Source organism: Actinotalea sp. JY-7876 (assembly GCF_014042015.1).
GTDB lineage: Bacteria > Actinomycetota > Actinomycetes > Actinomycetales > Cellulomonadaceae > Actinotalea.
The window spans coordinates 794,613-820,791 of record NZ_CP059493.1 but is presented as its reverse complement, the minus strand read 5'-3'; the positions used below and the strand labels follow the sequence as shown (position 1 = coordinate 820,791).

The following is a 26,179-nucleotide window of genomic DNA, read 5'->3' as shown; positions in this document are numbered from 1 at the left end:
GGGCACGCCCTTGAGCCGGGACCCCTTGGCGAGTCCCCTGGGACGGACTCGCGTCCGGCCCCGACCCCTCCAGCGTCCCTCCTGTGCGGCGGCCCGTCCGGGGTCCTAGGTCCCGCGGACCCGCTCGGCGCCGCGACCGGGCGCCCGTGATGTCCCTGGACGGGGCCTTTGGTCCCGCGGACCTTGGACTCATGTGCACGGCGCGCGCCGGTGCAAATCTGGTACCAGAGCTCGGGAACACGGGCTCCCGGCGCGGCGAGGCCGCGGCGGCACGTCCTGGGAGGGTCAGCATGTCCACCACCACGAAGGCGGTCCCGAAGACCACCGACACCACCATCTACCAGGAGCAGATCGTCACGCGCGCGTCGACCCGCAAGGTGCTCGCGATCGCGCGGATCACGATCGGCTTCACGTTCCTGTGGGCGTTCCTCGACAAGACGTTCGGCCTCGGGTTCGCCACCCCGGCCGAGCGCGCCTGGATCAACGGGGGCACCCCGGCCCAGGGCTTCATCATGGGCATCGAGGGCCCCTTCGCCGGGCTCTTCCAGGTGTTCGCCAACCCGTTCGGTGACGTCCTGTTCATGCTCGGTCTGCTCGGCATCGGCATCGCGATGGTCTTCGGCGCCGGCCTGAGGATCGCCGCGGTCACCGGCACCCTGCTGATGTTCTTCATGTACCTGGCGCAGATCCCGTTCGTCCTCGGCGGCACGAACCCGATCGTGGACTCGCACTGGCACGAGGCCCTGCTGCTGATCATCGCGGCCGCCACCCTGGCGGGCGACACGTGGGGCGTGGGCAAGATCTGGGCCCGGATCATCGGGAAGCACACCTGGCTCCGCTGAGCCACGGCACGACCGAACGCAACGCGAGAGCGCTCAGCCTGCGGGCTGGGCGCTCTCAGCGTTCCCCAGGGCGCAGCACGAGCTCCCGGACCGCCGCGTCCGTCACGGCCTCGCGGCTGAACGGCCAGGGGAACGCCTCGCCCCGGGCCCAGGCGTCGAACTGGTCGGTGTAGTGCACGCTCCCGGGATGGCCGGAGGCGCCGGTGAGGTTCACCCACGTCGAGCCGTCCAGGTCGCCGAGGTCCACGACCATCCGCATCGACGGCGCCGACGTCACCGCGAAGGAGCCGCTGGCCGCGTCCCAGGCAGTCGCGTTGACGATCGACGACCCGCCGCCGACGGCGAGCGGCCGGGGGTTGACCAGCTGTCGCACCGGCGCGGGGACCCCGTCGGCTCCGAGCACGGGGTGCTCGGGCGCGGCGGTGTGCAGCCGGCCCCACTGCCAGGCCGCGGGCTCGCTGCCGAGCTCGACCGTCAGCCGCAGCCGCGCGGTCGACAGCGAGCGGGACAGGATCTCGTCGCGGCTCTCGACGACGTTCACGGTCCGGCGGTCGTCCCACCACGGGTTGGCGGGGTCCTCGAGCAGCCGCACCACGACCTCGAGCCAGCGGCTGTCGCCGCTCGGCCACTCCTCCTGCGGCAGGTCGTCCCAGAACGTCAGCTCCAGGAGCGTCGCCCAGACGGCCGAGAAGTACGCCGCCGCGGCCGAGTCCGGCTCCTGCTCGAAGTCCCAGTCGCGCAGCAGCTCGACGGCCTGGCCGGTGAAGCCGTCCTCCACCGGGGCCGCAAGGAGCGCGGGCACGAGCGCTGCCGCGTAGGGGCTCCACGCGTCGTTCTGGAAGCTGGTCATGGCCGCGGCGTCCAGGGGGACGCCGGCGACGACCGCCTCCTCGATGAGGGCGCGGATCCGCTGCGAGCGGTAGCCGTAGTCCCAGTCGCTCGTGAGGAAGGGCGGCTGCCCTGCGGCCGTGACGGCCTGGTTCGCCGCGACGAGGTAGCCGGCGGCCGGGTCGACCGCGGCGGGCATCTCCTCGGCCGCGACGTAGCCCTGCCAGTCGTAGCGCGAGTCCCACCCCGGACGGGGCCAGGTGCCGTCGGCCGGGACGGGGCCGTCGGCGACCCGCGCGCGCACGGGGATCTTCCCGGGCGCCTGGTAGCCGATCTGGCCCTCGACCGTCGCGAAGACGATGTTCTGCGACGGCACGTCGAACAGCGCCGCGGCCGCGGCGACGTCGTCGGCGTCCTGCGCGAGCGCCATCGCGAAGACGGCGTCGGCCGTCCGGCCGGGCTCGAGCGCCGTCCACTGCAGCGCGACCTCGGGGACGCCGCGCCGCCCCTCGGGCAGCGGGGCGCCGGCGACCCGGCCGATGCCGAGGGCGTCCGAGACGATCGGCCCGTGCGCGGTCGAGCGGACCTCGATCTCGACGGGCTCGGCGCCGGCGACCTCGATCACCTCGGTCCGCGTCTCGAGCGGGAGCTGCTCGCCGTCGCGCAGGTAGGTGCCCTCGTCGGGGTCGGTGCGCTCGATGAAGAAGTCCGTCACGTCGGCACCGAGGTTCGTCAGCCCCCACGCGAGGTGGGCGTTGTGCCCGATGACCACGCCGGGCATGCCGGAGAAGGTGAAGCCGGAGGCCTCGAACGGGCACTGCGGACCGACCTGCGTGCAGTACAGCCCCATCTGCGTCCAGATGCCGGGCGCCGAGATCGACAGGTGCGGGTCGTTCGCGAGGAGGGGAAGCCCCGAGGCCGTGTGCTCGCCGGCGACGACCCATGAGTTCGAGCCCGTGCCGTCGCCCTCGCCGAGCATCGTCGGCACCGCGTCGATCGCGCGCCGCGCGGCGTCGAGCGCGACCTCGAGGTCGTCCGACAGCAGCGTCGAGGGATCACCCGCGCCGTCGGGCAGCGCGACGACGGCCGACGCCGGCACCACCTCGCTGAGGATCGGCGTGTTCGTCTCCTGCGGGTACCGCGGGAACAGCTCGTCGACCCGCGCGATGTCGCGCACCGTCGTGTACGTCACCGCGCGCGAGAGCTCGTCGCCGTAGTTGCCGCGCAGGTCCCAGGCCATGGCCTTGAGCCACGTCAGCGAGTCCAGCGGGGTCCACGGCTCGGGCTGGGCGACGTCGACCTGCAGGCCCAGCACGGCGTACTCGAGGCCGAGGGACTCCGCGTCGTGCGCCTCGAGGTAGGCGTTGACGCCGTCGGCGTAGGCCTCGTAGTACCGCCGCGTGTCGGCGTCCAGCAGGTCCCACTCCGCCTCGGCGACGTCGCGCCAGCCGAAGGTCCGGATGACGACGTCGGCGGCGAGCGCCTCCTCGTTCTGGCCGACCAGCTCGGAGAGGCGCCCGGCCGTCACGTGGCGGCGGTAGTCCATCTCGAAGAAGCGGTCCTGGGCGTGGACGTAGCCCTGGGCCGCGAAGAGGTCCTCGGCCGTGTCCGCGTAGATGCTCGGCACGCCGCGGGCGTCGCGCAGCACCGTGACGTCCGCGCTCAGGCCGGGGACGTCGATGGCGCCGGAGTCGTCCGGCAGCGGCCGACGCACCACCGTCGCGGCGACGCCGACCACGACGACGAGCGCGAGGACGACCACCGCGGCGGTACCGACGAGAAGACGCAGGGCACGACGACGAGGCACGCGGCGAGCCTAACCGGCCGCGGGCGAAGGGCCCGCGCGGGCGTGCGACGACCCGGCGCGGAAGCCGTGGAGCCGGCGCGGCCCGCCGTCGTACCATTGGCACTCGGACGCAGCGAGTGCCAGCCCCCAACCGGCCCGGCGAGGCGTGCGCACCGCGGCCCGGACACCATCGCCCGACCTGGAGGAACCAGTGCCCACCTACTCGTACGCGTGCACGGCCTGCGAGCACCGCTTCGACGCGCAGCAGGCCTTCACGGACGACGCGCTCACGCAGTGCCCCCAGTGCCAGGGCCGGCTGCGCAAGCTCTTCGGCAACGTCGGGGTGGTGTTCAAGGGGTCCGGCTTCTACCGGACCGACGCGCGCGCCGAGACCGGTGCGAAGAAGAAGGCGTCGAGCTCGAGCTCGTCCGGGTCCGACGGCGCCTCGGGCGGCAACGGCTCGTCCGGCACGTCCACCGCGGCCCCGGCGCCGGCGGCGTCGGGCGCCGGCGGGTCCGGCGGGAGCGGGTCGAGCGGCGGGGCCACGACCTCCACGGCGTCGACGACGTCGAGCACCACGAGCACCGCGCCGGCCGCGGGCTGACCGCCGCGCCACCGTCCCCAGGTCGGGCGCGCCGCGCGCGTCCCCAGGCCCGCGGGTCCCGCACGCCGCCGTCGGCGCCGGGTCCCTAGCGTCCGGGCATGGCCGACGTCCCGCCCCTGCTCCGCGTCCGCATCGCCCTCTGGCGGCTACGGCGCGTCCTGGTCGCCGCGGCCCTGGTGGTCGTCGCGCTCGCGGTCGCCCGCACCGCCGCGCCGCCGCCGCCCGCGACCACCCCGGTCGTCGTGGTCGCCCGCGACGTCGCGGCGGGCACCGTGCTGGACGACGACGACGTCCGGCTCGGCGGGCTGCCGGCCCGCTGCGTGCCCGCGGGGGCCGGTCAGGACCCGGCGGACGTGGTGGGCCGCACGGTCACCGTGGCCCTGCCCGCAGGGCTCCCGCTGGTGACCGGCGTGATGGCCGGTGAGCGCTTCGACGTCGACCCGCCCGACGGGACCGTCGTGGTGCCCGTGCACCTCGCCACGGCGGTGGCCACGACGCTGCGCGCCGGGGACCGCGTCGACCTCGTGGCGGCGCGGGACACGTGGGGCCCGTCCGACGACGTCACCCAGGACCCGGCGCCCCCGGCGCCCTCGGTGCTGGCGCACGGGGCGCTCGTCGTCGAGGTGCGGACGGCGGCCGACGCGGACGGGGGCCTGGGAGCCGGGACCGCTGCCGCGGACCCGACGGTCCTGGTCGCCGTGCCGCCCGACGAGGGCCGCGCCCTGGCCGCCGACGCCGGCTCGGCGCTCGGGGCCGTCCTGGTGGGATGATCGCAGGGTTGACCATCCTGATCCGATCCGGGGGCACACCATGATCAGCGGGTTCAAGAACTTCATCCTGCGCGGCAACGTCGTCGACCTGGCCGTCGCGGTGGTCATCGGGGCGGCCTTCAGCTCGGTCGTCACCGCGCTCGTCGACGGCCTGCTCAACCCGCTCGTCGCGCTCATCGCCGGGGACACGGACCTCTCCCAGGTCCTGACGTGGTCCGTCGGCTCCCAGGGCACGGTCTTCTCGATCGGCATCATCCTCGACGCGCTGCTCAAGTTCCTGCTGGTCGCCGCGGCCATCTACTTCTTCGTCGTCATGCCGATGAACAGGCTCGCGGAGCGCCGCAAGCAGGGCGCCGAGCCCGAGCCGGCGTCGCCGCCCGAGGACGTGCTCCTGCTCCAGGAGATCCGCGACCTGCTGGCGCAGCGTCGCGACGCCTGACGCACCCTCCTCACCAGTGCGGCGGCACGTCCCGCCGGAGCCGGTCGTCGTTGCTCTCCGGGGCGTCGCCCCAGCCCGCGTCCGACGCGTCCGGGCTGCGTGGCAGCACCGACGAGTCCGGCGCCTCGGTGCCCGGTGCGGCGGTGCCGCCGGTCGCGCGACGGTGCCGTCGCCGTCGCGGGACGACGGGAGGCGGCGGCACGGCCGCGCCGTCCGGGGGCGGCCCGGCCGTCTCGTCGCTCGCGCCTCCGGCCTCGGCCCCGCCGTGCCGGCTGGGGGTCACGGCCGCCTCACCGGGACCTGGACCGCCGCACCGCGCCGTTGATGGCCGCGTCGACCCGAGACCCGCGTCGCACGAGCCCTAGCTCGGCCCGGAGCGTCGCGGCCAGCTCGTCGCCGTCGCGGGCGACGCCGTCCGAGGTGATCCAGGCGACGAGGTCGTCCAGCTGGTCGTCGCTGTACGCGCCGATCGGCAGACCGCGCTCGACGTCCGGCCGCGGCGAGCGCGCGGCGGGCACGACGTCGAAGAGCGGGTCCATGGTCGGTGCGGAGTCGCGCCGCAGGTCCGAGAGGGCCGGCATCGCGGCACGGCGGGTCGCTGACGACCGCACCGGTCGGCGCACGGGCTCGGCGTCGGCGCCCGCCCCGGTGGCCCGCTCGTCGGGTCCGGGCGCTCCCGGGGTCACCGCACCCGGCACGGCGGCGGCGGACGCACCGCCCTCCGGCGCGCGCTCCGTCGACGAGCCGCCGTCCGACCCGCCGTCGTCAGACCCGCCGCCCTGCGGCGCGCCGTCGTCGGACCCACCGTCCTCAGACGCGCTGTCCGCCTGCTCCGCCGGCTCGTCTCCCTCCGCCGCCCGGGGCGCGGCGGTCGGTGCCGCCGGTCCGGCGGCCGGGGCAGCGGGCTCCCCGACGGGCGCCGGCGCCTCGGCGACCACCGCACCGGGCTCCGCGGCGTCGGGCGCCTCGCCCGACGCCTCCGGCTCGGGCGGGAGGGCGGGGACCGTGACGCTCCGGCGGGGCGGCGGGGCGGCGGCGCGGCGGCGCCGGTAGGAGTCCATCACCGCCGACGCGACCGCGTCCGCCTCGCCCTGCGGGTCGAGGAAGGCCGCGGCCGACCAGACCTGGACGACCGTCCAGCCCAGGCGCTCCAGCCGCTCGGGCAGCTGCCGGTCGCGGACCCGGATGCTCGGCTCCCGGACGTAGTCCTCGTCGTCGGTGAGCACCGCCACGAGCATGGCGTCCGGCATGTCGGGGTGGCCGACGACCAGCGGGATCCGCGAGCCGTCGAGGCCGTGGTCGAGCTCGACCACGAGCCCCATCCGCCAGAGCCGCTCCGCCAGGTCGAGCACCAGCCGGTCCGGCTCGGGGCCGCGGGCCGCGGGCCGCGGGCGGTCCGTCTCCGGCCCGGCGGCGGTGCGCTCGGCCGCGAGCTCGAGCAGCTCGGCGAGCATCCGCGCGCCCGGGGCTCGCAGCCGGTCGGCGTCGAGCTCCTCCGGGCCGAAGCAGCTGACCACTGTCAGCCGGCGCCGGACCGCCCCGAGCGCCTCGAGGAGCAGCCCGGCGCCGCCGTTCTCGCTCAGCGCGCCGAAGCGGTGCAGGACCCGGCCGTGCGGCGTCCGGCCGAAGCCGAGCGAGAGGATCACGGCCTCGCGGCTCAGGCCCTGCGCCGAGGCGACGTCGACCACGGCGAAGGGCTCGGGACGCTGGACGCGGAAGAAGCCGCCCAGCGAGGGGTTGTCGCGGACCTCCGCCATCACGGCGTCGCGCACGGCCTCGGCGTGCACGGGCGAGGCCGTCACGACGGCGAGCGACTCCTCGGGGCGGGTGAGCGCGTGCTCGACCACGAGGTCCACCACGTGCTCGACCTCGGCCCGCGTCGCCTCCACCGCGCCGTTCGCCGCCGGCATGCCGCTCCCGGCGACGACGTCGAGCCGGAGCAGCGCCGACGCGGACGGCAGCGGCGTCGCGACCAGGCGCCCCGCGTAGCCGTGGTCGGCCAGGAACTGCGTGAGGTGCGGGTCTCGGCGCGAGGAGTCCGCGTGCAGCGGGATCGCGGGCAGCACCGCCGCGAGCTCCGTCATCGCCGAGCCCGAGGCGCAGCGCGAGTCCCCCACGACGACGACCTGGCGACCGCGGGCGAGCGCGCACACCACCGCCTCGAGCGGGAGGTGGTTCGCGCCGTCCAGGATGACGAGGTCCTCGACGCGGCGGGGCGGCAGCAGGTGGGGCACGAGCATGGGCGCGGAGACCAGGCACGGGCGCAGGTGCCGCGTCACGGCCGGGTAGCGCTCGACGGCCTGGCGCAGGCTCGTGAAGCGGTCCTCGACGATCTCGCCGAACAGCTGCTGCGACTCCTCGTCGGCGGCACGCAGCCGCGCGCGCAGGCTCTCGCGGATCGACGCGCGGTAGAGGTGGGCACGGTCCTGGAGGTGACGCAGGTCGAGCGTGCGGAACTCGGCGACGAGGCGGGCGAGCGCGGCGCCGTCGTACCCCGCGAGCGCGGGGTCCTCCGCCAGGACGAGCTCCAGCACCGTGCTCCACCACGCGAGCTCGAGCTCGGCGGTGACCATCGGCGCCGGCACGGCCCGGTCGGCCAGGTCCGCGAGCAGGGGCCCGAGGCCGCGACGGTCCAGGGCGCGCACGAGGGCGGTCCGCTCGGGGAGCGTCTCCAGGGCCGAGCGGTCCTGGTGCAGCCGCCGCAGGTGCTCGGTGAGGTCGGGCCACGGCAGGCCCAGGAGGTCGCCACCGCGTGCGGTACCGGCGAGCACGGCGCCGAGGGCCTCGAGGTCCTCGCGGACCTGGGCGTACTCGTGCTCGACGTCCGCGAGGCCGTCGGGGATGCGCGGCCAGCCGCCGGCCGGGCAGTGGGCCTGCCAGAGCTCGCGCTGGGCCTGGACGTCGACCAGCGCGGCGTGGAGGTCCGCGACGGGGCGCCCGGGGCGGACCATGTCCTTGGCCTGCTTGCGCAGGCGGCGCCGCAGGCCGCCGCTCATCTCGATGCCGCGCTCCGCGCGCCACTCCTTGGTCGCCGTGGCCGCGACGAGGTCGGCCGCCGAGCGCTCGAAGACCAGCGGCTGGAACACGTCGAGCGCGCCGCGGACACCCGCGAGCATGCGCAGCTGCTCGCCCCACTGCGCGGGCGTCGCCGCGCGCGTGAGGCCCGTAGCCTCGGCGACCCGGGCGACGTCGGCCTGGAGCCGGGGCAGGGACGCGGTGAGGAGGCGCTCCACGCGCTCGAGGGCCACCGCGGCACGGTCGTCGGTCGGCAGGTCCGCCCCGTACCAGGGGGTCGAGCGCGCCGTCGACGCGAAGGCGCCGAGACCCGCGGCACGCACGAGGTCCGTCGCGGCCTGCGCGCGGCGCTCACCCGTGAGCGACTCCGCGACGGGCGCGGACAGCCGGACGGTCGTCTGCGGCGCGGGCCGCACCGACGTCAGGCGCGCGAGCGCCTGCAGCGCGTCGTAGGCGGACGTGCCCCACGGCTCGCGGCGCGCGTGCAGCCCGGCGATGTAGGCGCCCAGGCGGCGGCGGCGGTCGAGCAGCTCGCGCTGGACGATGGCGACCTTCTCGCCGTCGACCTCGACGGGCTCGACAGTCATCGCCCCGAGCAGGCGCCGTGCCGAGCGCGCGCGCCAGCCCGAGTCCGGGGCGACGTCGAGCACCAGCTCGTCGAGCCCCAGGGCGGCGAGGCGGTCGGTGAGCGCCTCCGCCGCGCGCCGGTGGCCGGGCACGTACAGGACGGTGCGACCGCTCGCGGCGGCGTCGGCGACGACCGCGGCGAGCGTGCCTGCGACGTCGCTGCCCGCGGGCGCGTCGACCAGGAGGTGGTGGCCCGCCGCGACCGCGTCGAGCACGTGCTCCTGGACGGGGTCGAGGTCCCCGACGCCGCGCTCCTGGTCGAGCGGGCGGTCACCGCGCAGCGGGCTGGGCAGCGGGTGGCGCAGGGCGTCGACGGCGCGCCGGTCGCCCGCGAGGGCTGCCACCAGCTCGTGCTCGTGCAGCGTGTCGGCCTGCGCGTCGAGGTCGGCGACGAGCGCCTGCTCGGGGTGCACGAAGGTCCCGACGAGGACGCGCTCCTCGATGCGGAAGTCGTCGAGGACCGCCTGGCCGAGCGACGTGAGCCGGTCGAGCGCGGGGCGCGGGTCGAACCCGGACGCGGTGAAGGCGCCGCGCGCGAGCGCCGTCGGGTCCAGGAGGGCACCGCGACCGCGCAGCGCCGTCGCGAGCAGGGGGTTGATCTCGAGCGACGGCTCGAGCACGAGGTCGTAGTCGCTCTCGCCACGGCCCCGCGGCGTGACGGCGACGGGCCGCAGGAGGACCGGGGCGCGGACCGCGCCGGCGTCGCCCCGGGCCGGGCCCGGCCGGGCGCCGCCGGGCCGGGTCGTCTCCGCGAGGCGGTCGACGTCGTCGTCGTCGGCGGCGGCGTCCCGCGGCTCGGTCCAGGTGGCGACCCCGATCGCGAGGAACGCCGACGCGATGCCGTAGCGCTGGGCGTGCTCGTCGGCGAGGGCGCCGACGGCGCGGGCCCGCCGCTTGGCGGCCGAGAGCGCCGAGCCCTCCCGCACCAGGTTGGACAGGCGCGTGGGTCGGCCCGCGAAGAGCTGGGCGATGCCCGAGGGGTGGGCGGCCGAGAGGTCGAGCTGCGCGTCGCCGAGCCGGTCGACGTCGGCCAGCGCGGAGTGGCCCCCGCGGGCGACCAGCGCGCTGCGCCACTCGTCGCGGACGCGCGCGACGAGCTGCGCGGTCGTCAGGGGCGGCACGGCGACAGGGGCAGACCCGGACCCGGGGACCTCGCCGCCGGGTCCCGGATCCTGGTGGAGCTCGGGAGCGGTCACGGCCTCACGCTAACTGCGCCAACCGCGCACGCACGGGTGCCGCGCCGTCGGCGGCGCACCTCACGCGGACGCGCCTGACCGAGTCCCGGGTGGGGGGCTCGGCGGCGGCGGCAGTCCCGCGGCGACGTCACGCGGGACGGGCACCGGATGCCGGTGCCGGCCGGAAGTGAGAACAGTGCGCACCGCGCAGGGGGCAGGCGATGCGCACTGTCAGGGCAAGTGTGCCCTCGTCCGGCATCGAAGGTCAAACACCTCGTTGAATCGTCGACCACCGTTCGGCCGTTCGGGTGGGAGCGGTTACACCGACGGGTGGTCGCGCGCCGCAGGCCCGACCTCTCGCGTTCCGGGGCGCCCGAGGTTACGCTTGCGTAGGTTTACTGATGTGCTGCCACGGCATTGCGTCACCCTTCGACAGAGCGGACGCGCCGTATGGACGCCATCTCCTCCTCCACCCCCACCCTCGAGCGGACGCCCGCCGTGCCGGCCTCGCGCCCCGCGGGCGAGTTCACCGCCCTGACGCGCACCGTCCAGGACGCCGGCCTCATGCGACGTCGCTACGGCTACTACTGGACGAAGTTCGCGCTCCTCACGCTCGCGCTCGGCGCGTGCGTCACCGCGCTCGTGCTCCTCGGCGACTCGTGGTGGCAGCTGCTCGTCGCCGCCGGGCTCGCGGTCGTGCTCGGTCAGGTGATGTTCCTCGGTCACGACGCCGCCCACCGCCAGATCTTCAAGTCCGGCAGGTGGAACGACTGGGCGAGCCTCGTGCTCGCGAACCTCTACGCGGGCATGAGCTACGGGTGGTGGCAGCACAAGCACAGCCGCCACCACGCCAAGCCGAACCAGGTCGGCGCCGACCCGGACATCGCGCCCGACGTCATCCTCTTCCACAACGAGGACCGCACCGAGCCCGTCACCGGCCTGCGCGCGTGGTTCCACGCCCGCCAGGGCTGGCTCTTCTTCCCCCTCCTGCTGCTCGAGGGCCTCAACCTGCACCTCGCGGGCCTCAAGACGATCTTCGGGCGCGGCGAGGTCAAGCGCCGCCCGGTCGAGATCGCCTTCGTCACCCTGCGCCTCGGCGGCTACCTCGGGCTCGTCTTCTGGGCGCTGCCCGTCGGCATGGCGTTCGCGTTCGTGGGCGTGCAGGTCGCGCTGTTCGGCCTCTACATGGGTGCGGTCTTCGCCCCCAACCACAAGGGCATGCCGATCGTCCCCAAGAACAGCCGGATCGACTTCCTCAGCCGGCAGGTCCTGATGAGCCGCAACGTCCGCGGCGGCCGGTTCACCGACTGGTTCATGGGCGGGCTCAACTACCAGGTCGAGCACCACCTCTTCCCGAGCATGGCGCGCCCGCACCTGCGCCGCGTGCAGCCCATCGTGCGCGAGTTCTGCGAGTCGCGGGGCATCCGCTACACCGAGACGAGCCTCGCGCAGTCGTACGCGATCGTCATCGCCTACCTCAACCGCGTCGGCCTCCAGGCCCGGGACCCGTTCCAGTGCCCGATCACGATGGAGTACCGCTCCGCGCGCTGACGCCCGCCACGTCTCACGGCGCGCCCGGGAGCGTCTCGCACGCGACGCCGTCGTCGTCCCCGTCGAGGCCGGCGACGTCGCCGTACGCCGGGCGGTAGGTGTCGTACCAGGCCTGTGCCTGCGTCCACGACGCGAAGTCCCCGCAGTCGACCGCGTCGCCCGGGTTGGCCGGGGGCGCCACGGGCGGCTCGACCAACGCGGGCGCCGAGGGCCGGACGGGCCCGGCCGCGTCCGTGGGGAGCGGCTCGTCCGGGCACGTGCGGAGCACCCGCACCATCGCGTCGGCCTCGGCCTGCGTGACCCACAGGTCGTACGCCCGCTTCACCGCGACCTGCCGCGCGACGTACGCGCACCGGAAGCCCGCGTCGGGCGGCAGCCACGTCGCGGTGTCACCGTCGCCCTTCTGCTGGTTGAGCGCCCCGTCCACCGCGAGCAGGTTGAGCGGGTCGTTCGCGAACGCCACCCGGGTGGCCGCCTCCCACTGCTGCGCCCCCTTCTGCCACGCGTCCGAGAGCGCCACGACGTGGTCGATCTGCACGAGCTCGCTGGTCCCCTGCCCCCGGACGAACTCGATGGTCGCGCCCGAGAACGGGTCGACGAGCGTCCCGGTGAGCACGACGCAGCCGTGCGTCCCGGGCTCGACGGTGGGGTGCGCGAGGTCGCGCGCGAGGACGTCGTTACGCGTGTCGCAGCCGTTGCGGTCGACGTCGACCCAGCCGTGCCCGAACAGGTCCCGGTCGTAGCCCGTCCGGGGCGCGCGCCCCTTGACCTCGAGCTCGACGACGGCCGCGAGCGCCGTGCCGGCGACGGCGGTGCCGGGGGCACCGGCGTCCGCGCCAGCGCCGTCGTCGGGCGACGGTGACGGTGACGGCGACGGCACGGACACGGCGGGCGCCGGCGGGCGGAGGTCCGGGGCCCCGCAGCCCGCGGCGACCAGCAGCGCGAGCAGGGCGCACGCGGCCGCCCCGCGCGGAGAGCGGCGGTGGCGGCGGGCGACGGCGGGGGCGGCGACGGGTGGAACGGGGAGCACACCCCAGGATCGGTGCCGCCGGCCCCGCGGGCCGCGCCCGCCACGCCGAGGGCTCATGGGACGGGCGTCACCGTCCAGGCACCGTTGGTCATGATCGCGAGGACGCCCGGCATCGCGATCTCGTAGGTGTCGGCGAACGGGGCGGAGTCGCCGAACAGCACGGTCGCGGGGTTCCCGGAGGCGTCGACGTCCACGGCGGAGTAGGCGCGGCCGTGGAACGAGTCCTCGGGACCGGCCGGCGTGTAGGAGACCTCGAGGCGGCCCGCGGTGTCGCCGAGGAAGAGCACCGTCGACCCCGTGCCCTGCTGCGGCCCTGTGACGAGCTCCAGGTCGTTCCAGCTCTCCAGGGTCAGTGTCCACGGCCCCTCGGCGTGGACGACGACCGCCTGCTCCGGCGCCGTGTCGCGGAAGATGTCGAGGAGGTACGAGCCCGAGTACGGCGCCGGCCCCTGCCCCCAGGGCTCTCCGCGGTCGGGGGCCGTGACGACCACCTCCCCGGCGCACGCCGTGCAGTCGATGCCGACGACCAGGGCCGTCTCGCCCTGCCGTGTGTATCCGACGACGGCGGACCCGGACCCGCTCACGGTCGCGGGGACGCCGTCCCCGACCGGGCCCGCATGCAGCTGCTGCTCGGGCAGCGGGCGCTCGGTCGGCGTGGGCGCCGGCGTGGGCGTGGGCGTGGGGCTGGGGGTGGCGCCGGCCGCCGGGCTCGCGGCGACCGGCTTCGGGGACTTGTCGACGGGCGCGTCGTCGGCCGCGCACGCGGTGAGCGCGAGGGCGAGCAGGAGCACCGGGACCCCGGCGGACGCGACACGGACGGGGCGCGGTGCGGGCATCCCCGCATCATGCCGGACCTGCGCGGTGCCGCCCCACCCGGCCCGGCCCGGCCCGCGCCGCACGGCGCGTCCGTGCGGACCGTGGGGCCGGAGTGACTCCTGGGGCGGGAGTGCCGTCACACCGGCCCCACGGGCCCCACCATCACCACGCTCCGCACCGACCGGCACAGCGGGCCGGGTGAGGGCTGCGCCCGGCGCGCGCCGGGAGCGGTCAGGCGGCGTCGACCGAGGGCGTCGAGGCCCGTGCGTCGGCGACCTGGTGGCGGCGCAGGAGCAGCAGGACGCCCGTCGCCGTGAGGATGAGCGCGACGCCGACGGCGAGGGCCGCCTGGCCGTCCGCGGCCCGGATCACGGCCGCGCCGACCGCCGCACCGACGCCCATGGCCGCCACCGCGAGGAAGCGGTCGAGCCAGCCCGCGTTGGCGCCGCGCGGGGCGCCCGCCAGGCGGCTGTCCCGCGCGAGGTTCGCGAGCGTGCTGGTGACGACGACCGTGGTGATGTCGGCGTTCCCGACGGGCTTCGCCGCCGCCACCTGTGCCCCCATGAGCGCGGCCAGCAGCGCGGTGATCACCAGCATCATGGGCGTCCCGAGGTCGCCCACGGCGAACCAGACCCCGCACAGGACCGCGGCCAGACCCGTCCCGACGACCAGCGTCCACAGGCTCGCGGCCGGCAGCACCTCGGCCCTGCCGCGCGGCACCACCCGGCCGCCGACGATCGACCCGAGCACGAAGCCCGCGAGCGCGACGGCGTTGTTGAGGAAGGGGATCTCCTCGACGCCCGCGAGCGCGAACCCCAGGAAGAGCACGTTGCCCGTCATGTTGCCGGTGAACACCCGGTCCAGGCTCAGGTAGCTGACCGCGTCGATGAGGCCGGTCGACGCGGTCAGCAGCAGCAGGCCGGTCGTGGCGAGGGCGCGTGCACGGGGGTCCGCCGCACGCGCCGTCGCGGCGTCGCGCGCGCGCTCCGGCGGTCCCATCGGGTCGGTCCTCGTCTCGTCGAGTCCCCCGACGCTAGCCGCCCGCTCCGTCGACGGGAGATCCGACGGTCCGACGACGGGTCAGAACGCCGGCGGGGGGTGGTGGATGGGGCCGTCGAGCTCGCCCAGCGGACCCCCGCCGCCTCCCCACCGGCGGGCGACCATCTCGGCCGCGATCGAGATCGCCGTCTCCTCCGGCGTCCGAGCGCCGAGGTCGAGCCCGACGGGCGACGCCAGCCGGGCCAGCTCCGTCCCGGTGAGCCCGGCCTCCCGCAGGCGACGGCACCGGTCCTCGTGCGTCCGGCGCGACCCCATCGCACCGATGAAGCCGAGCGCGGGCGAGCGGAGCGCGACCTCGAGCAGCGGGACGTCGAACCGCGCGTCGTGCGTCAGGACCAGCAGGGCCGTGCGCCTGTCCGTCCGCCCCGCGGCGACCTCGGCGGCGAGGTACCGGTGCGGCCAGTCGACGACGACGTCGTGGGCGTCCGGGAAGCGCTCGCGCGTGGCGAACACGGGCCGCGCGTCGCACACCGTGACGCGGTGGCCGAGGAACCGGCCCACGGTCGTCACGGCGGCCGCGAAGTCCGTGACGCCCGCGACGATCAGCCGCGCCGGCGCGGCGAACACCTCGACGAGCACGCGGCACCCCGTGCCCTGACGCTCGCCGTCGGCGCCGTAGGTGAGCACCTCGGTCCGGCCCGCACCGATCAGCCCGGCGGCGTCCGCCGCCACGGCGGCGTCCAGCCGCCCGCCTCCGAGGGTCCCCGACGCGTCACCACCCTGCGCCGTCGGGACGACCAGCAGCTGGGCCCCGACGCGCGCCGGGTCGGGGTGCTCGACCACGGTCGCGAGCCCGGCGGGCCGGTGCGCGCCGACCGCCGCCGCGAGGCCGCGCGCGAGGGCGACGTCGTCCGGGCCGCGGCTCCCGGGAGGCGCACCGGTCGCTGCGCCCGCGATGTGCCTGCGCACCAGGACCTCGATGGTGCCGCCGCACGTCAGGCCCACGGCGAGTGCCGCGTCGTCGCTCACGCCGTAACGCACGACCGTGGGCACACCGCTCACGAGCACCTCGCGCGCCAGCTCGTAGACGTCCCCGTCGACGCAGCCGCCCGAGACCGAGCCCAGGACCGCACCGTCGGCGCTCACGAGCATCGAGGCGCCCGCGTCCCGCGGTGCCGAGCTCCACGTCTGGACCACCGTGGCGACCGCGACCGCCTTCCCTCGATCGAGGAGTGCGGCGGCCTCGTTCAGGATCCCGTGCACGCGCCGCCCCGCTCTGGGCCGGCGACGGCGCCCGGCGCGACGTCGACGTCCACGCCGTCCCCCACGTCACCGCACTCGACCCGCACCGGTGCGTGCGCCGCGAGGTACGCGCGCGCGCCGCGGTCGCCCTCCGCGGACCGTCCCGCACCCGCCCAGTGGTCGCGTCCCAGGAGCACGGGGTGCCCCGGGACACCGTCGTACGTCGCCTGCGCGAGGGCCGTCGGACCCCCCAGCGCGACGAGCCGCCGCACCGCGGCGGACGTCAGGCCCGGGGTGTCCACGAGGGTCACGACCACGGCGGCGGCCGGGGTGTCCGCGAGCGCCCGCAGCCCCGCGCGTAGGGACGCGCCCATCCCGCCCTCCCAGTCGGCAGCGACGAGGACCTCCGTGCCGGGCGGCACGAGTCCTCTCGCCTCATCCGCGCCGGCGCCCAGCACGACGAGCCGAGGCACGCAGCCGGCGCCGGCCAGGGCGTGCACCCGGTCGGCGAGCCAGCCCTCGACGAGGGCCTTGGGGCGGCCGTACCGGCGCCCGGCGCCGGCCGCCAGCACCAGTCCCGCGACGCAGGCCGCGGCGGGCGCGCTCACCGCACCTGGCCCGCCCGCGCCCGCAGCCGGGGCAGGACGTGCTGCTGGTAGAGGCGCAGGAAGCGCCGCTGGTCGGCGCCAGGGTGGTGGAAGACGAGGTGGGTGAAGCCCATGTCGACGTACTCCCAGATCCGGTCCACGTGCTCGTCGGGGTCGTCGGAGACGATGAACCGCGAGGCGGTGCGCTCCGTAGGCAGCGCGTCCGCGAGGCGCTCCATCTCGATCGGGTCCTCGACGCCGGTCTTCTCGTCGCTCGAGAGGGCGAGGGCACCCCAGAACCGCGTGTCCTCGAAGGCACGCTCGCGATCGGTGTCGAAGGACACCTTCACCTCGATCATGAGGTCGAGGTCGCTCAGCCCACGGCCGGCGCGGGCGGCCCCCTCGGCGAGCGCGGGCAGCAGGGTCTCGGTGTAGAGGGTCCTGTCCTTGCCCGACGTCGTGATGAAGCCGTCAGCGACGCGTCCGGCGAGACGGGTCGCGGCCGGCCCCGAGGCCGCGACGTAGAGCGGCACCGGCTGCTCCGGTCGGTCGTACACGGTCGCGCGGTCGACGCGGTAGTACGTGCCGTCGACCGTCACGCGCTCCCCCTCCCACAGGGCGCGCATGAGCGTGATGGCCTCCTTGAACCGGGCGAAGCGCTCCTTGCCGTCCGGCCACTCGATACCGAGCGGCGCCTCGTTCATCGCCTCCCCTGTGCCGATGCCCAGGACGACGCGCCCCGGGGCGAGGCAGCCGAGAGTAGCGAAGGCCTGCGCGACCACGGCGGGGTGGTAGCGGAAGGTGGGCGTGAGCACGCTGGTGCCGAGCACCACCCGCTCCGTGCTCGTCGCCAGGGCGCCGAGCAGCGGCAGGGCGGCGGGTGCGTGGCCTCCCGTGTGCCGCCACGGCTGCAGGTGGTCGGACACGAACACCGAGTCGAAGCCTGACTGCTCGGCGAGCACCGCGAAGTCCAGGAGGTCGCGGGGGCCGAACTGCTCGACCGACGCCTTGTAGCCGAATCTCAGCATGGGGTTCTCCTCTCGGTGGCCCGGGTGGGCGATGCCGCGACAGCGGCGGGTCGTCCGGGACGGTTCATGTGCGGGCCCCTCGTGTGCGGGCCCCGTGTCCCGCCGACGGCAGCGGCGAGCGCCGCCCGGGCGGCGCGGCGAGGGCGCTGCGCACGACGTCGCCGACGAGCGCGCGCACACGCCGCCGCGCCTGCTCGGTCCCCGCCGCCACGTGGGGCGTGACGAACGTGGCGAGTCGCAGCAGCTCGTGGTCGCGCGGCACCGGCTCGGTCTCGAAGACGTCGAGCGCCGCGCCGGCGAGTCGCCCGTCGCGCAGCGCGGCAGCGAGGGCTGTCTCGTCGACCAGGCCACCTCGGCTCGCGTTGACCAGCACGGCGCCCGGGCGCATGCGCGCGAGGCGGGCCGCGTCCACGAGGTGGTGCGTCGCCCCGACCAGGGGCGCATGCAGGGTCACGACGTCGCTCTCGGCGAACAGCGTGTCGAGGTCGACGTGGCGCGCGCCGTCCTCGTCCGCGGGCCGCGGCGCGACGTCGTGGTAGAGCACCGCGCTCCCGAAGCCCGCGAGCCGCCGCCGGACCGCGCGCCCGATCGACCCGAAGCCCACGATGCCGACCGTCAGGGCACCGAGCTCGCGGCCCAGGGGTCGCGCCGACCACCCGTACGTCCGCAGGCCCGCGTCGGCGGCGACGGCGTCGCGCAGGACGACCAGCATGGCCATGACCGTCCAGTCGGCGACCGCCTCGGCGTTGTAGCCGGGCGCGCTCACCACCTCGATCCCCTGCGCTGCGGCGGCGTCGACGTCGATCACGCCGTCCAGGCCCACGGACGGCTGGACCACGAGCCGGCACCGATCGAGTCCACGCAGCGTCGCCGCGTCGAGACGGAACCGCCGCGACGCGTCGCCCACGACGACGTCGGCGCGCGCGAGGTCGCCGGCGAGGTCGCCGATCGTCGCGTCGCGCGGCGCGAGCGTCGCGGTCGCGGGCTGCGGCGCGCCCACGAGCCACGAGTCGACGAGCTCACGGGGGTAGTCGGACAGGCAGACGACGTGCATGCGGCACCTCTCAGGACGAGGGACGGACGGACCTCAGACGGGGTAGGGGCGGCTGCGCACGACCTTGTCCAGATCGAGCGCCATGCCCAGCCCGGGAGCTGTCGGGCACACGACGGCGCCGTCCACCGGGACGATCGGCTCCGCGAGCACGTGCTGGTAGAGGGGCATGAGCCGCGACAGGTACTCCATCTGCGGGACCAGCGACGGCGGCGCGGCGAAGGACACGGCGGCGTTGCACTGGAGCGACTGCCCGTGCGGGATCGCCTGCGCGCCGGCCGCGGCGACGAGCGCGAGGATCTTCATCGTCTCGGAGATGCCGCCCGCCCAGTGCGGGTCCGGCTGGTAGAGGTCGAGCACGTCAGCGGCGACGAGCTCGGCGAAGCCCCACCGCGTGTACTCGTGCTCCCCGCCCACCACCTGCACGCCGCCCGGCAGGCGTCGGCGCAGCGTGCGGTAGCCCGCGAGATGGTCGGCCGGGAGCGGCTCCTCGATCCAGCGCAGCCCGAGGCCGGCGCACGCGCGCGCGACGTCGACCGTGAAGGCGACGTCCCACGAGCTCCACGCGTCGAGCATGATCTCGACACCCGGTCCGGCCGCGTCCCGCACGGTGCCCACGAGCTCCACGACGGCGTCGACCCCGGCCGCCCCGTCCTCGGGCCCGGAGCGCGGGAACCACTTGAGGCCCCGGTACCCCGCGCCGACGAGCTCGCGCGTGCGTCGCGCGACGTCGGCGGGCAGCAGGGACTCACCGAGCGTCGAGACATAGGCCGGGATCTGCTGGCGGGTGGGCCCTCCGAGGAGCACGTGGGCGGGCACGCCGAGCCGCTGCCCGCGCAGGTCCCACAGCGCGCAGTCGAGGGCGGACAGCGCCACCATCCCGGTGCCCTTGCGACCGTGGATCGCCGACCGGTACAGGACGTCCCACAGCCGCTCTGACGCCATGGGGTCGGCGCCGAGCACCAGCGGCCGCAGCACCCGTTGGATCGTGAACGCCTGCTCCGGGGACAGCTGCGTGACGGTCCCCGTCAGACCCTCGTCCGTGTCCACGTGCAGGAGCGTCGAGCTGACCTCGAACCGGTCGGGCCCGACCTGCGTGAACGTCTGCGGCGGCGCGGCCCGCAGCTCCGGGTAGATGTCCGTCGGCCGCCGCAGCCGGTCGAGGAAGACGCCTCCCGGCGCCTCGACGACACCGGTGTACTCGACGCAGCGCACGTCGGTGATCCTCACGCGTGTCCCCTCTCCAGGTACTCCCTGATGACCTGCTCCACGCAGGCCGCCGTCCGCGTCCACGACGCCTGGCCGAACCGCTCGGCCAGCGGCACGACCGGTGCGTCGAGCCCGTGGCCCGCCCGCACGGTCCCCGCCACGACGAGCACCGGGACCCCGGCCCGGCGCGCGCGGTCGACGACGCCCCCGACGACCTTGCCCTGACTCGAGCCGCCGTCCAGGCACCCCTCGCCGGTGACCACGAGGTCCGCGTCGGCGAGCGCCGCGTCGAGTCCGGCGTGCCGCGCCACGAGGTCGAACCCGGGCACGAGCCGGGCGCCGAGAGCCGCGAGCCCGCCGCCCAGGCCCCCGGCGGCACCGCCGCCGGGCAGGTCCCGGACGTCCACACCCCAGCGGTCGAGGTACTCCTGCGCCTGCCGGGCAAGGCGCCGCGTCAGCACGGCGACCTGCGCCGTGCCGGCGCCCTTCTGGGGCCCGAAGACCGCGGCGGCGTCAAGGAAGCGCGTGGTCACGTCGCACGCCACCACCACCGGCACGGCGGCACCCGGACCCCCCAGCGGCCGCCGGAGGGCGAGGACCTCGAGGGCGCCGCTGCCCCCGTCCGTCGTCGCGGAGCCGCCGAGCGTCACGACCACCTCGCGCGCACCGGCGTCGACGGCGGCGACGACGAGCTCGCCCGTGCCGCGGCTGGTCGCCGCCACGGGGTCGTTGCCCTCGGCGCCGCCGACGAGGTCGAGCCCCGAGGCCCGCGCGGCCTCGACCACCGCGACGCCGTCGGGGCGCAGCAGCCACGCCGCGTCGACGGGCCGCCCGAGGGGGTCGGTGACCCGCGTGACCCGGTTGGCGCCGCCGAGCGCCTCGAGCGTGCCCTCCCCACCGTCGGCCAGGGCCAGCGCCGTCCCCGTCCACCCCGCGGCCCGGGCGCCCGCGAGCACGGCGGCCGCGACGTCGGCCGCCGTCGCCGAGCCCCGGAACTTGTCCGGCACCGCCAGGACCCTCACGGCGCACTCACGAACGTGGCACGCGCCGTCGTGCGGTCGCGTGACATCACGGAGACGACGGCGAGCACACCGAGCCCCAGTGCCCCGGCGCCGACGGCGGCCGGCCCACCGACCGCCGCGCCCGCCAGGAAGCCGAGCAGCGCGGCGCCCGCCGCCGTGCCACCGTCGAAGGCGGCGTTCCACACGGAGCTGGCGGTCGGCGCGTGCGCGTCCGGCACGCGGGCGAGGCTGACGTCGAGGGTGACGCTCTGGAGGGCGCCGAAGGCGACGCCGAACAGGCCGGCGCCGACGACGAGCGACGCCGTGCCGCCGACGTCGGCGTCCCGCAGGCCCAGGGCGACGGCCGCGAGACCGGCGGTCCCCAGGACGAGCAGGACCGGTGTGACGACGCGGTGCCCCCGGCGGTCCGTCAGGTGCCCGACGCGCCAGCGTGCGAGCGCACCGGTCGCGCCGTAGACGAGCAGAGCCACGGCGGCCACGGGCCCGTCGGGCCGCTGGAGCGGCAGCACGGTGACCAGCCCGCCGCCGCACATCGTCACGAGGAAGAGCGTCGCCGTGGGGAGCAGCAGGCGCCTGACGGTCGGCCCGAGGGCGCCGCGCCCGTCCCGCCTGCCCGGCTCCGCACCGACGCGGTCCCGCGGCAGCCCGCGCACGACCAGCGCCAGGAGCGGGGCGGCGGCGAACCACGCGACCACGGGGAACCGGCCGTCGAGCGTGAGGGCGGTGGTCGCCGACACCACCACCATGTTCGGGATCGCCGCCGACAGGCCGTAGATGCCGATCGCCTCGCCCTGCCGCTCACGCGGCGCCGCCCGGGGGATCGCGACGGCGCCGACCACGGTGAGCAGCGCGAACCCGACCCCGCGCACGGCTGACAGCACGTACCAGGAGCCGAGGTCGTCGACCAGCAGGTACGCCGGTGACGGCGCCCCGAGCAGCACGGCTCCGGCGACGAGCAGGGTCCGGACCGACCATCGCCGCATGAGGGCTCCCGCCACGAGCTGCGTGGCGACCGTGACGGCGAGCATCACACCGGTCACCGTGCCGACGACGGCCTCGGGGTGGCCCAGCTGCGCGGCCCGCAGCGGCAGCGCGCCGAGCGTCGCCGAGAAGCTCACGAACCCCGCGAGGTTGGTGAGGAACACCGCGCGCACGACCGCCGAGCGCCACAGCGACTGCGACGCGGCCGCCGCCCGGGCGCTCATGCGGGGCCCTCGTCGTGGACCGGACCCGAGGTCGTCGTGGTCGTCCGGCTCACGACCCGTCCCGACCGCAGGACGAGGCGGTCCGCGGGGGCCAGGGCGATGGCGTCGCCGAGGCTCGCGGCGCGGACGGCGAGAAGGTCGGCGCGGCGTCCGACGACGGGACCTGCCTGCGGCAGGCGGAGCACGGCGCGCGCGGCGGGGACCGTCATGCGCCACGCCTGCTCGAGCGTGCGGTGCCCGGCCGTGACGAGCAGCGACGCGGTCTCGAACGGGTCGAGGCGTCCCACGGGGTTGAACGGGTCCCGCACGTTGTCGCCGCCGGCGGCCACGCTCACCCCGGCGCGCTCGAGCGCGTCCAGCGCCGTGAGCCCCCGCGGGGTCGGGTGGGCGCCGCGACCCTGGAGGTGCAGGTTGGTCGCCGGCAGGGTGACGACCGCGAGCCCCGCGGCCGCGACCTCCGCCGCCACCTCGTCGGCGAGGGCCGGGGCGAGGGACCCGAGCGAGACGGCATGGCTCGCCGTGACGGGCACCTCGACCTGCGCCGCGAGCGATGCCAGGCGGCGCAGCGTGAGGACCGAGCCGTCGGTCGTCTCGTCGACGTGGAGGTCGACCGGGCACCCGGCGTCCACCGCGACCTGGAGGCACGCGTCCATCGCCTCGTCGGGCGCGGCCTCGCTGAAGGGGTTGCCGCCGACGGCGTCCGCGCCCGCCGCGAGCGCGTCGCGCAGGATGCGCACGTGCTCGCCCCACGTCACGCCGGCCGCCGGACCGCCGACGTGCGCGACGACCTCGAGGTCGACGTACGGCGCCATCTCCTCGCGCACCTGGGCGAACGCCTCGACCGCGCGCAGACCGAGCAGGCGCCCGCAGCCGAGGTGCGTGCGCACCGCGGTGACCCCGTTGCGGACCAGCAGGCGCAGCGCGCGCCGCGCCCGGCGGCGGATGTCCGCGGCGTCGGACGCGAGCAGCACGGCCTCGTACCCCGCCATGGCACCCGCCAGCGTGCCGAGCGGGTTGGCGACCCGGTCCACCGTGAAGACCTTGTCGAGGTGGGCGTGGGGCTCGACGAGCGACTCGACCAGCAGGTACCCGTCGAGGTCGGTCACCGACGTCGCCGGACCGGACGTCCCGGCCGGGCGCACGGCCGTGACCACGTCGCCCGTGATCTCGACGTCGACCGTGCTGCCGTCGGGCAGCAGCGCGTTGGTGAGGAGCACGTCAGCCCTTCACCCCGCCGCCGGCGATCTGGGTCACGTAGCGCTGCAGGTAGGCGAAGATCAGCAGCACCGGGATCATCACGAGCACGCCGGCCGCGAGGAGCCTGCCCCAGTCCGTCGTGAACTCGCCGATGAGCGAGTTGAGGCCGACCGAGAGCGTGCGCTTGGAGTCCGTGTCGATGAACGTGTTGGCGTACAGGAACTCCTCCCACACCTGGATGATCGTGAAGACCGCCGCCGCCATGACGCCCGGCATGGCCGGCGGGAGCACGACGCGCCACAGCGCCTGGAACCGGCTGCAGCCGTCGATCATCGCCGCCTCCTCGACCTCCACCGGCACGGCCATGAAGTAGTTGCGCATGAGCCAGATGCAGAACGGCAGCGCGAACGAGACGTACACGAGCGTCAGCCCGACCAGCGAGTCCAGCAGGCCCAGGGTGTTGACGGTCTTGTACAGCGGGATCGCCAGGAGGACCGCGGGGAACATCTGCGCCGCGACGACGACGAGGAGCATGCCCCGGTTGCCGAGGAACGTGAACCGGGCGAACCCGTAGCCCGCGAGGATGGCCAGGAGCAGCGCGATCGTCGTCGTGCCGACCGCGACCACCACCGAGTTCATGAAGTACGTGAAGAACGCGGTGTCGACGAGCTTCTCGTAGTGACCGAGGTAGATGCCGCTCGGCAGGAGCCGCTTGTCCGCGCCGTTGAGCTCCGGCGTCGTCTTGAACGACGAGACGACCATGTAGGCGAACGGCAGCACCGTGCCCACCAGGAACAGCAGTGCCACGAGGTGCGCGCCGCCGCTGGCGCGTGTCCGGGAGGTCGTCATCGCCGCTTCTCCTTCCGACCCTCGACGACGTAGAAGTAGAGGACGGCGAGCACCATCATCATCACGAAGATGACCATGGCGATGGCCGCGGCCTTGCCGAAGTCGAACTCCTGGAAGGCCGTGCGGTAGGCGACGGTCGTCAGGATGTCGGTGGCACCCACGGGCCCGCCGCGGGTGAACAGCCAGATGCCGTTGAAGTTGTTGATCGCGCCCGAGATGGTCGTCAGGGTCACGAGGGCGAGCGACGTGCGGATCCCGGGCACGGTGACGTGGAGGAACCGCTGCCAGGCGTTCGCGCCGTCGATCATCGCCGCCTCGTACTGCTCGGGCGGGATCTGCTGCATCCCGGCCAGCAGGATGACCGCGGTGAACGGGGTCCACTTCCACGCGCTGATGAGCACGAGGGTGGGCAGCGCGGTCGAGGTGTTCGCGAGCCACATCGGGGGGTTCTCCAGGATCCCCGAGTCGCGCAGGATCTGGTTGACGGGCCCCGATGCCGGGTCGAGCAGGAAGCGCCAGATGAGCGCCACGAGGACCGTGGGCACGACCCACGGGACGATCATGGTGGTGCGGACGAACCCGCGGGCGACGAGCTGCTTGTTGAGCGTCGTGGCGATGACGAGGCCGAGCCCGACCTGGAGCAGGAGCGTCGCGGCTGCCCACACGTGGGTCCGTCCCATGACGGTCCAGAAGGACGCGCTGGTGAACAGGTCGACGAAGTTGTCGAGGCCGACGAACTGCTCCTGGCCGGGGGCCATGAGCGAGGAGTCGGTCAGGCTCGTCCAGGCCGCGTTGAGCACCGGGTAGCCGATGATCAGGCCGAGCACGACGAAGGCCGGGGCGATGTAGAGGAACGGCTCGAGCCGGCGCCGCCGCTGCCGCCGCGCGCGGGCGGCCGGGGGCGTGACGACGGGCAGCGTGGGCGCGGGTGTCGTGGTGGTGGTCATGGTCTTCCTCGCTCGTGCCGGGCGTCCGGCCGCCCCGGGGGCGGGGCAGCCGGACGCGGCGGCTAGCTGGAGAGCTTCTCGGTGGCCTGCTCAGCGGCGGAGCGCAGCGCGTCGGCGGGCGACGCCTGCCCCTGGATCACGGAGTCCCAGGCGTTGGCGAACACGCCCCACTCGACGTCGCCCCACGTGGGCAGCGCCGGGCGTGCCCGCGCGAACTCCATCTGCTCGACGAAGACCTGGCGGACGGGGTCCTCGGTGGCCCAGGCGGAGTCGATGACGTCCTTGCGACCGGGGATGTTGCCGCTCGCCTGGATGAACTCCATCTGCTCGCCGCCGGTGACCCACTCGACGAACTCCCACGCCTCGTCGGGCGCGCCTGCGTTGGCGGCGACGCCGATGGTGGCGCCGCCGAGGATCGTCGCCTTCTCAGAGCCCTGCGGCAGCGGTGCCACGCCCCAGTCGAGGTCGGGGTTGCCCTCGGTGATCGCGTTCTGCCCCCAGGGCCCGATCGCCATCATGGCGACGCGCTCCTGGGCGAACGGCGCGACGTACGGGTCCCAGCCGCTCGTCGCGGCCAGGAAGTCGGGCGGGACGACGGCGTCCTCGAGGTGGAGGTTGGCGTAGAACTCGAACGCTTCGATGCCCTTGTCGTCGTCGAAGACGGCCCGGGTGGCGTCGGCGTCGACGATCTGGCCGCCGTTCTGCCACAGCCACGGCCAGAACAGGAACGCGCCGTAGCCCGCCGGACCCATCATGTAGCCGTAGCGGTCGCCGCCCGTGAGCTCGATCGCCGCGGAGCGCAGGTCCTGCCACGTCGTGGGCACCTCGATGCCCGCGTCCGAGAGCATCGCCTTGTTGTAGAAGAGGCCGACGTTGTTCGTGTAGTACGGCAGGCCGTACTGCTTGCCGGCGTACGTGGAGTACTCCATGGCACCGGTGTGGAAGTCGCCCGCCACGCCGCCGGTCCGGTCGGTGAGGTCCGCCAGGATCTGCGCCCCCGCGAGCTGCGGCACCGACGACGAGTCGACGATCGCGACGTCCGGGCCGCTGCCACCGCTCACCGCGGTGGTCAGCTTCGAGACGAGGTCCGCCGTGGGCAGCCCCTCGACCTGGACCGTCATGCCCTTCGCCTCGCCGAAGGCCTTGGCGGCACGCTGCAGGCCGGAGTCCGCGTCGCCGGCGACGGCGGCGTTGGCCCAGATCCGGAGCGTGCCCGGCTTGCCGCCGCCTCCTCCACCGCCGGAGGAGGAGCCGCCGCCGCCGCCGCAGGCTGCGAGGGCGATGCCGGCCGCGATGCCGCCGCCGATGCCCAGGAGCTGGCGACGGCTGAGGTTCATGGCGGAGATTGGGGTTCGGGTGG

Annotated in this window: 22 protein-coding genes; 5 read left to right on the top strand and 17 right to left on the bottom strand. The window is 75.4% G+C overall.

The features are described from left to right. Positions 1-290 precede the first annotated feature (290 nt). Positions 291-842 (top strand): DoxX family protein, encoded by a 552-nt coding sequence (locus tag H2O74_RS03960; RefSeq protein ID WP_182113227.1) that lies wholly within the window; start codon positions 291-293, stop codon positions 840-842. A 55-nt stretch (positions 843-897) separates the two neighbouring features. On the opposite strand, the gene H2O74_RS03955 is transcribed toward H2O74_RS03960, so the two are convergent. After that, positions 898-3,477 carry a penicillin acylase family protein gene (locus H2O74_RS03955; RefSeq protein ID WP_182113226.1) on the bottom strand — a complete coding sequence of 860 codons (2,580 nt, stop codon included), beginning with the start codon at positions 3,475-3,477 and terminating at the stop codon, positions 898-900. Between the two features lie 190 nt (positions 3,478-3,667). On the opposite strand from H2O74_RS03955, the gene H2O74_RS03950 reads away from it, so the two are divergent. The 3 genes from H2O74_RS03950 to mscL all read left to right on the top strand — a co-directional run bounded on the left by H2O74_RS03950 (position 3,668) and on the right by mscL (position 5,269). After that, positions 3,668-4,060, top strand: coding sequence for an FmdB family zinc ribbon protein (locus tag H2O74_RS03950; protein WP_182113225.1), 393 nt, complete (start codon positions 3,668-3,670; stop codon positions 4,058-4,060). A 98-nt stretch (positions 4,061-4,158) separates the two neighbouring features. Beyond that, entirely contained in the window at positions 4,159-4,830 is a 672-nt protein-coding gene (locus H2O74_RS03945; RefSeq protein WP_182113224.1) for an SAF domain-containing protein, read from the top strand. Between the two features lie 40 nt (positions 4,831-4,870). Then, the gene (gene mscL / locus H2O74_RS03940) at positions 4,871-5,269 is read left to right on the top strand and encodes a large conductance mechanosensitive channel protein MscL (protein ID WP_182113223.1); all 399 of its coding nucleotides are present in this window, start codon (positions 4,871-4,873) and stop codon (positions 5,267-5,269) included. 10 nt (positions 5,270-5,279) lie between these two features. Here mscL and H2O74_RS03935 read toward each other — a convergent pair whose 3' ends face one another. Together H2O74_RS03935 and H2O74_RS03930 are read right to left on the bottom strand one after the other, a co-directional pair. After that, complete coding sequence (locus H2O74_RS03935; RefSeq protein WP_182113222.1) at positions 5,280-5,552, bottom strand: hypothetical protein; 273 nt, start codon at positions 5,550-5,552, stop codon at positions 5,280-5,282. A gap of 7 nt (positions 5,553-5,559) precedes the next feature. Then, complete coding sequence (locus H2O74_RS03930) at positions 5,560-10,107, bottom strand: hypothetical protein (RefSeq protein ID WP_220458017.1); 4,548 nt, start codon at positions 10,105-10,107, stop codon at positions 5,560-5,562. Between the two features lie 429 nt (positions 10,108-10,536). Here H2O74_RS03930 and H2O74_RS03925 point away from each other — a divergent pair, with 429 nt between their 5' ends. Beyond that, a complete protein-coding gene (locus H2O74_RS03925) occupies positions 10,537-11,637 on the top strand; it encodes an acyl-CoA desaturase (protein WP_182113221.1) in 1,101 nt (366 codons plus the stop codon). Between the two features lie 13 nt (positions 11,638-11,650). Here the strand turns inward: H2O74_RS03925 and H2O74_RS03920 are convergent, their stop codons facing one another. The 14 genes from H2O74_RS03920 to H2O74_RS03855 all read right to left on the bottom strand — a co-directional run bounded on the left by H2O74_RS03920 (position 11,651) and on the right by H2O74_RS03855 (position 26,156). Then, positions 11,651-12,667, bottom strand: coding sequence for an HNH endonuclease family protein (locus H2O74_RS03920; protein WP_255491767.1), 1,017 nt, complete (start codon positions 12,665-12,667; stop codon positions 11,651-11,653). 53 nt (positions 12,668-12,720) lie between these two features. Continuing rightward, on the bottom strand, positions 12,721-13,503 hold the full coding sequence (locus H2O74_RS16815) for a hypothetical protein (RefSeq protein WP_182113219.1): 783 nt from the start codon (positions 13,501-13,503) through the stop codon (positions 12,721-12,723). A gap of 211 nt (positions 13,504-13,714) precedes the next feature. Then, positions 13,715-14,482: a YoaK family protein gene (locus H2O74_RS03910; RefSeq protein WP_182113218.1), complete on the bottom strand. Its 768-nt coding sequence runs from the start codon at positions 14,480-14,482 to the stop codon at positions 13,715-13,717. An 81-nt stretch (positions 14,483-14,563) separates the two neighbouring features. Then, positions 14,564-15,745: an XdhC family protein gene (locus H2O74_RS03905; protein WP_182113217.1), complete on the bottom strand. Its 1,182-nt coding sequence runs from the start codon at positions 15,743-15,745 to the stop codon at positions 14,564-14,566. Next, the gene (locus tag H2O74_RS03900) at positions 15,730-16,332 is read right to left on the bottom strand and encodes an NTP transferase domain-containing protein (RefSeq protein WP_182113216.1); all 603 of its coding nucleotides are present in this window, start codon (positions 16,330-16,332) and stop codon (positions 15,730-15,732) included. The genes H2O74_RS03905 and H2O74_RS03900 overlap by 16 nt, the downstream gene beginning before the upstream one ends. Continuing rightward, a complete protein-coding gene (gene fgd, locus H2O74_RS03895) occupies positions 16,329-17,339 on the bottom strand; it encodes a glucose-6-phosphate dehydrogenase (coenzyme-F420) (protein ID WP_182113215.1) in 1,011 nt (336 codons plus the stop codon). The genes H2O74_RS03900 and fgd overlap by 4 nt, the downstream gene beginning before the upstream one ends. 64 nt (positions 17,340-17,403) lie before the next feature. Beyond that, positions 17,404-18,393: a 2-hydroxyacid dehydrogenase gene (locus H2O74_RS03890; protein ID WP_182113214.1), complete on the bottom strand. Its 990-nt coding sequence runs from the start codon at positions 18,391-18,393 to the stop codon at positions 17,404-17,406. Between the two features lie 33 nt (positions 18,394-18,426). Then, the gene (locus H2O74_RS03885) at positions 18,427-19,620 is read right to left on the bottom strand and encodes an enolase C-terminal domain-like protein (RefSeq protein WP_182113213.1); all 1,194 of its coding nucleotides are present in this window, start codon (positions 19,618-19,620) and stop codon (positions 18,427-18,429) included. After that, on the bottom strand, positions 19,617-20,606 hold the full coding sequence (locus H2O74_RS03880) for a glycerate kinase (RefSeq protein WP_182113212.1): 990 nt from the start codon (positions 20,604-20,606) through the stop codon (positions 19,617-19,619). The genes H2O74_RS03885 and H2O74_RS03880 overlap by 4 nt, the downstream gene beginning before the upstream one ends. A gap of 11 nt (positions 20,607-20,617) precedes the next feature. Further along, positions 20,618-21,826, bottom strand: a complete 1,209-nt coding sequence (locus H2O74_RS03875) for an MFS transporter (RefSeq protein WP_182113211.1) — start codon at positions 21,824-21,826, stop codon at positions 20,618-20,620. Further along, positions 21,823-23,043 (bottom strand): amidohydrolase family protein, encoded by a 1,221-nt coding sequence (locus H2O74_RS03870; RefSeq protein WP_182113210.1) that lies wholly within the window; start codon positions 23,041-23,043, stop codon positions 21,823-21,825. Before H2O74_RS03870 ends, H2O74_RS03875 begins: the two co-directional genes overlap by 4 nt. Position 23,044: 1 nt before the next feature. Continuing rightward, positions 23,045-23,872, bottom strand: coding sequence for a carbohydrate ABC transporter permease (locus H2O74_RS03865; protein ID WP_182113209.1), 828 nt, complete (start codon positions 23,870-23,872; stop codon positions 23,045-23,047). After that, positions 23,869-24,819, bottom strand: coding sequence for a carbohydrate ABC transporter permease (locus H2O74_RS03860; protein WP_182113208.1), 951 nt, complete (start codon positions 24,817-24,819; stop codon positions 23,869-23,871). The genes H2O74_RS03865 and H2O74_RS03860 overlap by 4 nt, the downstream gene beginning before the upstream one ends. Before the next feature lie 62 nt (positions 24,820-24,881). Beyond that, positions 24,882-26,156: a sugar ABC transporter substrate-binding protein gene (locus H2O74_RS03855; RefSeq protein ID WP_182113207.1), complete on the bottom strand. Its 1,275-nt coding sequence runs from the start codon at positions 26,154-26,156 to the stop codon at positions 24,882-24,884. Between the last annotated feature and the right edge of the window lie 23 nt (positions 26,157-26,179).

Coding starts and splice junctions, on each gene's coding strand:
- H2O74_RS03960 (WP_182113227.1), top strand. CDS start 291: ATGTCCACCACCACGAAGGCGGTCCCGAAGACCACCGACACCACCATC.
- H2O74_RS03945 (WP_182113224.1), top strand. CDS start 4,159: ATGGCCGACGTCCCGCCCCTGCTCCGCGTCCGCATCGCCCTCTGGCGG.
- mscL (WP_182113223.1), top strand. CDS start 4,871: ATGATCAGCGGGTTCAAGAACTTCATCCTGCGCGGCAACGTCGTCGAC.
- H2O74_RS03925 (WP_182113221.1), top strand. CDS start 10,537: ATGGACGCCATCTCCTCCTCCACCCCCACCCTCGAGCGGACGCCCGCC.
- H2O74_RS16815 (WP_182113219.1), bottom strand. CDS start 13,503: ATGCCCGCACCGCGCCCCGTCCGTGTCGCGTCCGCCGGGGTCCCGGTG.
- H2O74_RS03910 (WP_182113218.1), bottom strand. CDS start 14,482: ATGGGACCGCCGGAGCGCGCGCGCGACGCCGCGACGGCGCGTGCGGCG.
- fgd (WP_182113215.1), bottom strand. CDS start 17,339: ATGCTGAGATTCGGCTACAAGGCGTCGGTCGAGCAGTTCGGCCCCCGC.
- H2O74_RS03890 (WP_182113214.1), bottom strand. CDS start 18,393: ATGCACGTCGTCTGCCTGTCCGACTACCCCCGTGAGCTCGTCGACTCG.
- H2O74_RS03875 (WP_182113211.1), bottom strand. CDS start 21,826: ATGAGCGCCCGGGCGGCGGCCGCGTCGCAGTCGCTGTGGCGCTCGGCG.
- H2O74_RS03865 (WP_182113209.1), bottom strand. CDS start 23,872: ATGACGACCTCCCGGACACGCGCCAGCGGCGGCGCGCACCTCGTGGCA.
- H2O74_RS03860 (WP_182113208.1), bottom strand. CDS start 24,819: ATGACCACCACCACGACACCCGCGCCCACGCTGCCCGTCGTCACGCCC.
- H2O74_RS03855 (WP_182113207.1), bottom strand. CDS start 26,156: ATGAACCTCAGCCGTCGCCAGCTCCTGGGCATCGGCGGCGGCATCGCG.